The sequence below is a fragment of the Mesorhizobium sp. M7A.F.Ca.CA.004.06.1.1 genome (assembly GCF_003999135.1).
Taxonomy (GTDB): domain Bacteria; phylum Pseudomonadota; class Alphaproteobacteria; order Rhizobiales; family Rhizobiaceae; genus Mesorhizobium.
In genome coordinates, this window is the sequence record NZ_RZPQ01000149.1 from 1 (window position 1) to 9,655 (window position 9,655).

Consider the following 9,655-nt stretch of genomic DNA (forward strand, 5'->3'; position numbering starts at 1 on the left):
CTGGGCATTGCCGTCTACATCAAGGTGCCTCGCCTGATCGCCAAGGCGCTCGACGCCCGCGCCGAAAGGATCAGCAACGAACTCGACGAAGCGCGCCGGCTGCGCGAGGAAGCCCAGCAACTGCTTGGCCAGTATCAGCGCAAGCGCAAGGAAGCCGAGCAGGAGGCCGCCGACATCGTCGCCGCCGCCAAGCGCGAAGCCGACTTGCTTGCCGCCGAAGCGCACAAGAAGACCGAGGACTATGTTGTCAGGCGCACCGCGCTTGCCGAGCAGAAGATCGGCCAGGCCGAGCGTGACGCCATCAGCGAAGTCCGCGCCAGCGCCGTCGACATCGCCGTAGAGGCAGCGCGCGCGCTGCTTGCCGGCAAGATCGACGCCAAGGCCGGTGCCGATCTGTTCAAGGCATCGCTTGCGGACGTGAAGTCGAAGCTGAACTAGAGGGTCCCGCTAGCCAATCATCGAAAGCCGCCCGGGCAACCTGGCGGCTTTTTGTTGTGGGCGGGGATAATCTCCCCCTCGAGGGGGGAGATCAGCTATCCATTCCGACGAAGCTCTCTTCCTCGACCACTTCAGCGCCACCCAGCCTGAACGGCGAAAACGATACGCGATGCAGCCGCGCCACCGGGCCATGCGCCTCGATTGCCGTGCGATGGCGAAGCGTGGCGTAGCCCATATGGACTTCGAAGCCGTAACGGTCGTGATGGTTGCCGCAGCCGCACATCATGCGATCACGCATCACCTTGGCGACGATCGAGGCGGCGGCGATCGACTGCGAACGCTGGTCGCCCTTGATCAGCGCGCGCCCTTCACAAGGCAGGCCAGGCGGCACGTCGCGTCCATCGGCAAGGGCGAGCTTCGGTCTGACCGACAGCCCTACCAGGGCGCGGCGCATGGCTTCCAGGCTTGCCTTGAGGATGTTGCTGCCGTCGATACCCTCGGCACTGATGGAGGCCATTGAGACCGCCTGCGCAGAGCCGAGAATTCGCAGGAACAAGGCTTCACGCTGCAGATGGCTGAGGCGCTTGGAATCGTCGAGGCCGTCGGGAATGTTGGCGGGATCGAGCACCACGGCCGCGGCGACTACCGGCCCGGCCAGGGGGCCACGGCCGGCCTCGTCCATCCCGGCAACCGGCCACAGGCCCTCCGCCATCGCCTTCGTCTCGAAGGAGAAGTCGGGCTTCTCGATGATCTCAAAGAGAGGCGGAGAATCAGAACGCGCGCGAGCCATGTTGCGGCGAGGTTCGCATCGGCTCTGATTCTCCGCAAGTCCCTCCGGGTCGGGTGGGGCGCCGGACCGGGAGGGCACCGTCTGCAGGCCGGGGCAGGCCGGACGGGATTCTGGTGCCGCGACGGATCAAACCACCGCGACGAATTGTCTCTTAAAGCAGCGTCAACTGCACCTGGTCTTTCCCGGCGGCAACGAACTGGTCGGTCCGCAGCGTGCGCCGTTCGGCATTGAGGCCGAGCCGCTTGGCTGTGATCTCGAAGCGCCGGCCGATCTGCCAGGCATAGGGACCGGCGCCCTTCATGCGTTTGCCCCATTCCGAATCGTAGTCCTTGCCGTCACGCATCGACCGGACCAGCGACATCACATGGCGGTAGCGGTCGGGATAATGACGCAGCAGCCAATCCTTGAAGATCGGGCTGACCTCCAGCGGCAGCCGCAGGATCACGTAGCCCGCTTCGCGCGCGCCCGCCGCACATGCGGAATCGAGGATGCGTTCCATCTCCGGATCGGTCAGGCCCGGAATGATCGGCGCCACCATGACCGACGCCGGAATGCCGGCATCCGAAAGCTGCCGGATCGCTTCCAGCCGCTTGGTCGGCGTCGACGCGCGCGGCTCCATGGTGCGCGCCAGCATGCGGTCGAGCGTCGTCACCGACAGCGCTACCTTGGCGAGCCCGCGTTCGGCCATGCGCGACAGGATATCGATATCGCGCGTCACCAGAGCGGACTTTGTCACGATGCCGACCGGATGGCCGCGCGCTTCCAGCACTTCGAGGATTTCGCGCATGATCCGGTATTGCTTCTCGATCGGCTGGTAGGGGTCGGTGTTGGTGCCGATGGCGATGGTGCGCGGCTGATAGCTGTCCTTCGAAAGCTCCTTGTCGAGCAAGCGCGCCGCATCAGGCTTGGCGAACAGCTTGGATTCGAAATCCAGACCCGGCGACAGGCCCATGAACGCGTGCGTCGGGCGGGCAAAGCAATAGACGCAGCCATGCTCGCAGCCGCGATAGGGGTTGATGGAACGGTCGAAGGAAATGTCGGGCGATTCGTTGCGGGTGATGATGGTGCGCGGCTTCTCTACCTGCACTTCGGTCTTGAAAGGCGGCAGTTCTTCCAGCGAATTCCAGCCATCGTCGAACACGTGCCGGCTGACTGGCTCGAACCGGCCGGACGGATTGATGCCAGCCGACCTGCCGCGGTTGCGGTCCGGGCGGACACGCATGCCGCTCTGCTCGACCATCGCGTTGGCCATCTCGGCTCTTCCTGCTCCGAAAGCTGCAATGTCGGCGCGCACGATCTGTTCCATTTTCGCCCGCTCCCAGGGACTGTCCGTGTTGTGTCGAATCGCTCTGTTCATGAAATTATTCCTATTTTACTGGTGGGAACAAAGCAAGAACTTTCTATGGTGCGATGCAAAAACTGGCGCTGTCCGGCGCTTTCCGCTATTCGGCTAAGGATGCTCAGTGTTCTCATCGAAACCCGCAATGACGAGGAGGGCCTCGCCCGCACGCTCGCCTCGCTGATTGGCGGAGCGGTCGAGGGCGTGGTGCGTGAAGTCATCGTCTGCGACACAGGCTCCACCGACCAGACGCATCGTGTGGCCGAGCATGCCGGCTGTCAGTACGTGACGGGCGGTGTCGCTGCCGGCATCCGCCAGGCCAAGGGGGATTGGTTGCTGCTCCTGGAGCCGGGCGCGCGGCTGGTGGAGGGCTGGATCGATGAAGTTGTCGCCCACACGGCCAGGCAGACCATGGCGGCACGGTTTTCGCGCACGCGAGCCAGTCGCACGCCATTCCTGGCCCGGGTCTTTTCGGGAAACCGCGCCTTGGCCGACGGCTTGCTGATCAGCAAGCGTCAGGCAGCTGCCGCGGCAAAGAGCGCCGGCAGTGCCGGGACCATCGCCCGCGGCCTCGCGACGAAGCGGCTCGACGCGGAGATCTGGATGGCGCCGGCCAAGCAGGAGCGCCGCTCGTCGACGTGATTTTTGCAGTTGCTCAGGTCATTGTGCATTGCACAAAATCTGACGCGGGGTTAGCTTCCGTTCAAGCGGGAATTGGGTTTGGACATGCCGAGAGGCGAGCACCGATGCGGCATCGGTGGTGCTCTCATAGCCGAGGACCCAATGAAGCTTTCAACCCCCGACACATCCGGCGCGGCCAGTCTCGAGGCCATTGCGCGCAACGGCAGCCTGCTGCGGCGCATCGCCGTACGTATTCCAACCTATCTGACGGACCTGCGGGAGAACCCTGCCTGGCTGCCGATGTTCGTGTTGGCGCGCACAATGCCCGGACGCCGCATGCATTGGCTGGGCGCAAAACGCGCCCGCCCGGTCGCCAATGCCGGGGATACGATGTTTGCCGGTGTCGAACGGGGAGCGGTCGTCGATGCGTTGCGCTCCGACGGGCTGTTCTCAGGCCTGGTCCTGCCGCCTGATATCCATGAAGAGATCGCCGACTTCGCCGGGCGCACGCCTTGCTTCGGCAATTTCGACCGCCGTCTCGAATTCATGCCGGGGGAACATGCCGAGGCCGAGAAACGCCTTGGCCGCTCGCTGCTCAGCGGGCATTTTTTCGAGCGCATCCTCGACTGCCCGGCGGCGCTTGCCATCCAGCGCGATCCGCTGCTTCTGGATATTGCCGCGCACTATCTCGGCGGCCAGGCAAAACTGATCACGACGCGCGTCTGGTGGAGTTTTCCAACCGGTGCGGCTTCGGACGCCGACAAGAACCTCGCCTCGCTCGGCAAGTATCATTTCGACCTCGATGATTGGCGCATGCTGAAATTCTTCTTCTACCTCAAGCCGGTCGACGCCGACACCGGTCCGCATGTCTATGTCAGGGGCAGCCACAAGCGCCGCAGCCTCAAGCACCAGCTTACCCTTCTGGTCGGTCATCCCGCGCAGCAGGTTCTGGATGTCTATGGCGAGCAGAGCCCGGTGACGCTGACCGGCGAGGCTGGTCTCGGCTTCGTCGAGGACCCCTTTGGCTTTCATATGGGCACCGTGCCGGCACGCACGCCGCGACTGATGATGGAAGTCGGCTTCGGCGTATCGCCGCCGTCGCGCCGACGGTTTCATGGCGAGCCGGTTATCCGCTGAGAGCTGCCTATCCGAAGCTCATCTCGACAGGTGTCCAGTGTGTGCGGCGTCTGGCTTGGCGCTGCGCCCTGTTTTCCGTATCGAAGTCAACGCGGACCGGCTCCTGGTTGAACCGTTCGCGGTCGTCCAGGGCGTTGATGATGACGATCGCCCTTGCATCGTCATCTCTGGCGATTGCGGCGACGTAGACACCGCACCGCCGGCAGATCAGATAGTCGGCCGTCCTCAGCCCGAACTGATATCTCCGCAATTGCGTCTCGTCCTTGACCGAGATGACCAGTCTGCCATTCGGATCGGCAACGGCGCGCGAACCATGTCTGACACAGAACGAGCATTGGCAAGCGCGAACTTCGGTTTGCGGTGGCTCGAGCTCGGTTGAAAATTCAAGGCGTATATTGCCGCAATGGCACCCACCGGTGTGCACGGTCATCGTAGCTGCCTTGTCGTGAACGGCGATGATCGCCTTCAGACAAGGTACTTTTCCGAGGTCCGGTTTGGAATGGGGTTTCAAAGGCGCCGGTGCTGTTTTGCCTGGCGAACGCGGCGTGGAACCGGCGCTTTGCCTCGGCTTTTACGGAGCCGATTTGCCGCGCCGCAAATGCTCGTCCAGGCGCGGCATGATCTCGACGAAGTTGCATGGCGTGTGCCGGTAGTCGAGCTGCGCTTTCAGGATGCCGTCCCACGCGTCCTTGCAGGCGCCGGGTGAGCCCGGCAGCACGAAGACGAAGGTGGCGTTGACGACGCCGCCGGTCGCCCGGCTCTGGATCGTCGAGGTGCCGATCTTGTCGTAGGAAATGCGGTGGAACACTTCCGAAAAGCCATCCATGCGCTTTTCGAAGATCGGCTCCAGCGCGTCCGGCGTCACGTCACGGCCTGTGAAGCCGGTACCGCCGGTGGTGATGACGACATCGATATTCTTGTCCTGTGACCACGCCAGAACCGTGTCGCGGATTTTCTCGCGGTCGTCGGTGACGATATCGCGGGCCGCCAGCAGATGGCCGGCCTCGGTGATGCGGTCGGCCAGCGTCTGGCCGGATTTGTCGTCGGCGAGGCTGCGCGTGTCCGAAACGGTCAGCACCGCGATGCGCACGGGAATGAAGGAGCGGCTCTCGTCAATTCTGGCCATCTGCGCCCTCCGATGCGATGGTGCGCGTCGCCGCGACGAACCAGTCGGGCTGGCGGCCGCGGATCTCGGCAGCGGCACGCTTGGCGACATTGCCGGTCTCGAACAGGCCGAAGCAGGTGGCGCCGGACCCGGACATCCGTGAAAAACCCGATCCGGCCTTGTTCAGCCAGGAAAGCGCCCTGCCGATGGCGGGCTGCATCGCTAGCGCCGCGGGCTCGAGATCGTTGCGAGTAATCTCCAGCCAGTTGCGCAGGCTGTGAAAATCGATGCCGCGCGGCAGGGGCGGCAAGGCCTCATTGTCGCGCCGCGAAAGCGCTGCAAAGACATCCGCCGTCGACACCGGGGTGCCTGGATTGACCAGCACCAGGCCAAGCGCCGAAAAATCCGGCACCATCGACAGTTCATCCCCGATGCCGCGCGCTACCAGCGGCTTTGCCGCCAGGCACATCGGCACATCGGCGCCAAGCGAAAGGCCGATCCGCGCCAGCTCTGCGCCGTCGATGTCCAGCGCCCATGTCTCCACCAGCCCGCGCAGCACGGTCGCCGCGTCGCTCGAACCGCCGCCGACGCCGGAGGCAACCGGCAGGTTCTTTTCGAGCCGGATGGCAACCGGCGGTGTTCTCTCGTGCCCGGCTGTCTGCCGCAGGGCATCGCGCGCCCTAAGCACAAGATTGCTTGCGTCGACTGGAACGGCCGGTGCGTAGCGGCCGGACACGGCAAACTCATCGCTGTCGGCGGGCGCGATTTCGACCCTGTCGCCAAAACGCGTGAACACCGCTAGGCTTTCTATCAGATGATAGCCGTCAGGGCGCCTGCCGGTGACATGCAGCGCAAGATTGATTTTGGCGTACGCAGGCCAAGTGCGCACACCGAAAGCGGTGTCCACTGCGTTTGATGTAAGCGAAATGATGGTCAGTCCTTGGCCAGTCGGTATTCGCCGGTCTTCGGATCCTTGACCAGCGTTCCGATCGCGCCGTTGGCCGTCTGCTTTTCTGTGCGCCGCACCTTGGCGGTCACGCGCTCGGCTTCCCTAATGAAGGTGCGGTAGCCGAAATAAGCGGCAACGCCAACGACGGCGAAGAAAATGATCTGCGGCATGCCAAAACTCCTCCCACGCTGGGCCGGCGAAGGCGGCCGGTCGGGTCGGTTGATGCATGTCGACCCGGTTTTGGGGACACGACATGCATGAAACTCAAGCTCTCATGCTAGACGGTTTTGCCGGGTTTTCAAAGCCCGAAGCGAGACCACAATGCGCGCTCTTCCGCCGCATCGATCACGCCGCTGGCGGCAGCGGCTACGATATCGGGCGCTGAAAAGCCCTTGCTTGAGCCGAACAGGCCGAAGCGGCTAAGAAAACCGCGCGGTGTCGTGATCAGCCTGAGCTGGGTTTTCGCCCCGAAACGGGTCTTGAGCACAGTGCGCATGTCGCCGAGCGCATCGACCAGACCGAGTTCGAGGCCCTTGATGCCGGTCCAGAACAGGCCGGTGAACAGGTCCGGGTCGTCCTTCAGTTTCGTGCCGCGCCGCTCCTTGACGAGGTCGATGAAGGTTGCGTGCACCTCGAGCTGCAGCGCCTTCAGCCGTTCGACATCTTCCTTCTTCTCGGGCTTGAACGGATCGAGCACCGCCTTGTTCTGGCCGGCGGTGTGGACACGGCGCTCGACACCGATCTTTTTCATCAGTTCAGGGAAGCCGAACGAGGCCGATACCACGCCGATCGAACCGACGATGGACGACGGATCGGCGAAGATCTCGTCACCGGCGACCGCGATCATGTAGCCGCCCGACGCCGCGACATCCTCGACGAAGACCAGTACCTTTTTGTTCTTTTCCGTGGCCAGGTCACGGATGCGCTTGAAGATCAGCCGAGACTGCACCGGCGAGCCGCCCGGCGAATTGATCGAGATGGCGACCGCCGGCGCGTCGTAGGAGAACGCCTTCTCGATGAGGCCGGCGGTGGAAGCCAGCGACAGGCTCGGCCGAAACTGGCCACCGCCTGCCATGATGGTGCCGTGCAGCCGGATCACCGGAATGGTGACGACGGTGGAGCGCCAGGATTTCGGCAGCAGGCGGTTGATAAGGCGTTTCACGAGGGCGCGGTCTCCGGTCGGTGGGTTGCAGGCATGTAGGGATTTCCCGGCCAACGGCAATGTCGCCGGGCAGAATAGCTCAATCTCCGAACAGCGAGGCGAGGCCGTTGGTGATCATTTCGCTGCGCTCGTCGGGGCCGTTGCCTGACTGCGTGTGGAGCATTAGGGGCGGGCGTATGGCAAGCTTTCCCCGCGCCCCGAGCGCTGCCCGCACGACGATGCGGATCGCCGCCGCATCGGGACGAGGGTGGACGGCGAGCATCTCGGCATCGCCGAAGCGGCCGGCGATCGCATCGAGAATGGCGCCGAGCTGTTCGGGCCGGGCGATTACGGCGAGCCCGCCGCGCGGCCTCACCACCGCCGCCGCACTTCTGATCCAGCTCTCGAACAGCCCGTCCTCCATGACATGGGCTTCCTTTCGCAGGCGATCCGATGTGGCGCGGTCCCGGGGGGCATTGAAAGGCGGGTTCATGATGACGAAGTCGAAGTCGTTGTCGGCGAGGCCGGCGGCCGCCCGCGCCCGGCCCGATACGGTGACATTGGCGACCAGCACGGAGGCGCGATCGCTCAGATGGGCATTGCCGGGATGGGCAAGCGTCGCCGCCGCGAAGGCCGCCATTTCCGGCGCGCGTTCGACAAGCACCGCCTCTGCCGCCGGGCAGCGTGACAGCACCGCCAGTCCGGCAGCTCCGGCTCCCGCGCCGAAATCGGCCAGGCGCCCGCCAAAGGTCGATGGCACGGATGCCGCCAGCATCATCGCATCCATGCCGGCGCGATGGCCGCCCTGCTTGGGCTGGACGAGCCAGAACCGGCCGCGATGGAAGGCGTCGACCGTATGGGCCGGCGTGTCCGGAACAAGGGCGGGCGCGGCGGGCATTATTTTCCGCGGATCTCGTTGGCGATGCCGGCATCCCTGAGGATGCGCCGTGCCGCGTCGGCCTGGTCGGCGTCGACCATGACGCGTTTCTGCAAAAGACCGATCGATCCTTCGAGAATGCTCATATTCTGATCGGCGACAAAGCAGGCGATGCCGGCGTCGCGCATCAGCGATTCCACAAAGGAGATGATCACGGCATCGTTGGTGCGGACAAGTTCTATCATCGTATGAAACTCGCAGTTTGCGCTATTGATGTAAACGGGCAGGGGATTCCGAGGCAGAGCCCCGTTCCCTCTGTGGTCGTTGACATTCCGTCATCGACGCCGCGCCAATTCGCCACTTGCCGTGGCCATGTCCGCCGCCCTAGAGTCCATGCAGGGACTAAGGGTGCCGTCGCACGCTCTATACCAAGACGGGAGTGATTGTCGTGGGTGTCGTTCTCAACATCGAAAACGGGAAGCGGGAGCCCGCCTCCATCAAGGATCTGATCGATCTGACTGCCGCCGATATGGGGCGCGTCAATGAATTGATCCTGTCCAAGGCCGGCTCCGACGTCGAGATGATCCCGGAGGTCGCCAATCATCTGATCTCGTCCGGCGGCAAACGGCTGCGGCCGATGCTGACGCTCGCCGCCGCGCAGATGTTCGGCTATGCCGGCGAGGGCCACGTCAAGCTCGCCACCTCCGTCGAATTCATGCACACGGCGACGCTGCTGCACGACGATGTCGTCGACGAGAGCGGCATGCGGCGCGGCAAGAAGACCGCCCGCATGATCTGGGGCAACCAGGCAAGCGTGCTGGTCGGCGACTTCCTGCTCGGCCAGGCTTTCCGCATGATGGTCGATGTCGGCTCGCTCGAAGCGCTCGATATCCTGTCGAGTGCTGCCTCGATCATCGCCGAGGGCGAGGTTATGCAGCTTGCCGCCGCCAAGAACCTCGAAACCACCGAGGACGAGCATTTCGCCGTCATCAAGGCCAAGACCGCCGCACTTTTTTCGGCTGCTGCCGAGGTAGGGCCCGTCATTGCCCAGGCGACCCGCAACGATCGTGCGGCGCTGCGCTCCTACGGCATGAATCTCGGCCTTGCCTTCCAGCTGATCGATGACGCGCTGGACTATGGCGGCACCAGCAAGGATCTCGGCAAGAATGTCGGCGACGATTTCCGCGAAGGCAAGGTGACCTTGCCGGTCATTCTCGCCTATCGGCGGGGCACGAAGGCCGAGCGCACTTTCTGGAAG

Annotated in this window: 13 protein-coding genes; 4 read left to right on the plus strand and 9 right to left on the minus strand. The window is 64.0% G+C overall.

Features of this window, described 5'->3' with window-relative positions; all coding sequences use genetic code 11:
- Complete coding sequence (locus EN906_RS11900; RefSeq protein WP_127375186.1) at nt 1–438, plus strand: F0F1 ATP synthase subunit B; 438 nt, start codon at nt 1–3, stop codon at nt 436–438.
- Between the two features lie 91 nt (nt 439–529).
- On the opposite strand, the gene EN906_RS11905 is transcribed toward EN906_RS11900, so the two are convergent.
- Both EN906_RS11905 and EN906_RS11910 read right to left on the minus strand, forming a co-directional pair.
- A complete protein-coding gene (locus EN906_RS11905) occupies nt 530–1,228 on the minus strand; it encodes a ribonuclease HII (protein WP_127270953.1) in 699 nt (232 codons plus the stop codon).
- Between the two features lie 151 nt (nt 1,229–1,379).
- Nucleotides 1,380–2,534, minus strand: a complete 1,155-nt coding sequence (locus EN906_RS11910) for a PA0069 family radical SAM protein (protein WP_127270954.1) — start codon at nt 2,532–2,534, stop codon at nt 1,380–1,382.
- Between the two features lie 150 nt (nt 2,535–2,684).
- On the opposite strand from EN906_RS11910, the gene EN906_RS11915 reads away from it, so the two are divergent.
- On the plus strand, nt 2,685–3,209 hold the full coding sequence (locus EN906_RS11915) for a glycosyltransferase (protein WP_127272328.1): 525 nt from the start codon (nt 2,685–2,687) through the stop codon (nt 3,207–3,209).
- A gap of 141 nt (nt 3,210–3,350) precedes the next feature.
- Entirely contained in the window at nt 3,351–4,325 is a 975-nt protein-coding gene (locus EN906_RS11920) for a hypothetical protein (protein ID WP_023808671.1), read from the plus strand.
- A 7-nt stretch (nt 4,326–4,332) separates the two neighbouring features.
- Here the strand turns inward: EN906_RS11920 and EN906_RS11925 are convergent, their stop codons facing one another.
- The 7 genes from EN906_RS11925 to EN906_RS11955 form a co-directional block, all read right to left on the minus strand.
- Nucleotides 4,333–4,755 carry an aldehyde-activating protein gene (locus tag EN906_RS11925; protein WP_127269627.1) on the minus strand — a complete coding sequence of 141 codons (423 nt, stop codon included), beginning with the start codon at nt 4,753–4,755 and terminating at the stop codon, nt 4,333–4,335.
- A gap of 141 nt (nt 4,756–4,896) precedes the next feature.
- On the minus strand, nt 4,897–5,451 hold the full coding sequence (gene moaB / locus EN906_RS11930; protein ID WP_127269628.1) for a molybdenum cofactor biosynthesis protein B: 555 nt from the start codon (nt 5,449–5,451) through the stop codon (nt 4,897–4,899).
- Nucleotides 5,438–6,337, minus strand: a complete 900-nt coding sequence (locus EN906_RS11935; RefSeq protein ID WP_127269629.1) for a 4-(cytidine 5'-diphospho)-2-C-methyl-D-erythritol kinase — start codon at nt 6,335–6,337, stop codon at nt 5,438–5,440. The genes moaB and EN906_RS11935 overlap by 14 nt, the downstream gene beginning before the upstream one ends.
- 26 nt (nt 6,338–6,363) lie before the next feature.
- Nucleotides 6,364–6,549, minus strand: a complete 186-nt coding sequence (locus EN906_RS11940; protein WP_023808667.1) for a membrane protein — start codon at nt 6,547–6,549, stop codon at nt 6,364–6,366.
- 128 nt (nt 6,550–6,677) lie between these two features.
- Nucleotides 6,678–7,541: a S49 family peptidase gene (locus tag EN906_RS11945; protein ID WP_127272776.1), complete on the minus strand. Its 864-nt coding sequence runs from the start codon at nt 7,539–7,541 to the stop codon at nt 6,678–6,680.
- A gap of 79 nt (nt 7,542–7,620) precedes the next feature.
- Nucleotides 7,621–8,418, minus strand: a complete 798-nt coding sequence (locus tag EN906_RS11950; RefSeq protein ID WP_127272009.1) for a methyltransferase — start codon at nt 8,416–8,418, stop codon at nt 7,621–7,623.
- Entirely contained in the window at nt 8,418–8,642 is a 225-nt protein-coding gene (locus EN906_RS11955; protein WP_063167652.1) for a DUF2007 domain-containing protein, read from the minus strand. The genes EN906_RS11950 and EN906_RS11955 overlap by 1 nt, the downstream gene beginning before the upstream one ends.
- Nucleotides 8,643–8,845: 203 nt before the next feature.
- Between EN906_RS11955 and EN906_RS11960 the strand changes: the two genes are divergently transcribed.
- Nucleotides 8,846–9,655: polyprenyl synthetase family protein (locus EN906_RS11960; RefSeq protein WP_164777155.1), on the plus strand; the 810-nt coding region annotated here is incomplete at its 3' end.

Coding starts and splice junctions, on each gene's coding strand:
- EN906_RS11905 (WP_127270953.1), bottom strand. CDS start 1,228: ATGGCTCGCGCGCGTTCTGATTCTCCGCCTCTCTTTGAGATCATCGAG.
- EN906_RS11910 (WP_127270954.1), bottom strand. CDS start 2,534: ATGGAACAGATCGTGCGCGCCGACATTGCAGCTTTCGGAGCAGGAAGA.
- EN906_RS11915 (WP_127272328.1), top strand. CDS start 2,685: ATGCTCAGTGTTCTCATCGAAACCCGCAATGACGAGGAGGGCCTCGCC.
- EN906_RS11920 (WP_023808671.1), top strand. CDS start 3,351: ATGAAGCTTTCAACCCCCGACACATCCGGCGCGGCCAGTCTCGAGGCC.
- EN906_RS11925 (WP_127269627.1), bottom strand. CDS start 4,755: ATGACCGTGCACACCGGTGGGTGCCATTGCGGCAATATACGCCTTGAA.
- moaB (WP_127269628.1), bottom strand. CDS start 5,451: ATGGCCAGAATTGACGAGAGCCGCTCCTTCATTCCCGTGCGCATCGCG.
- EN906_RS11940 (WP_023808667.1), bottom strand. CDS start 6,549: ATGCCGCAGATCATTTTCTTCGCCGTCGTTGGCGTTGCCGCTTATTTC.
- EN906_RS11950 (WP_127272009.1), bottom strand. CDS start 8,418: ATGCCCGCCGCGCCCGCCCTTGTTCCGGACACGCCGGCCCATACGGTC.
- EN906_RS11955 (WP_063167652.1), bottom strand. CDS start 8,642: ATGATAGAACTTGTCCGCACCAACGATGCCGTGATCATCTCCTTTGTG.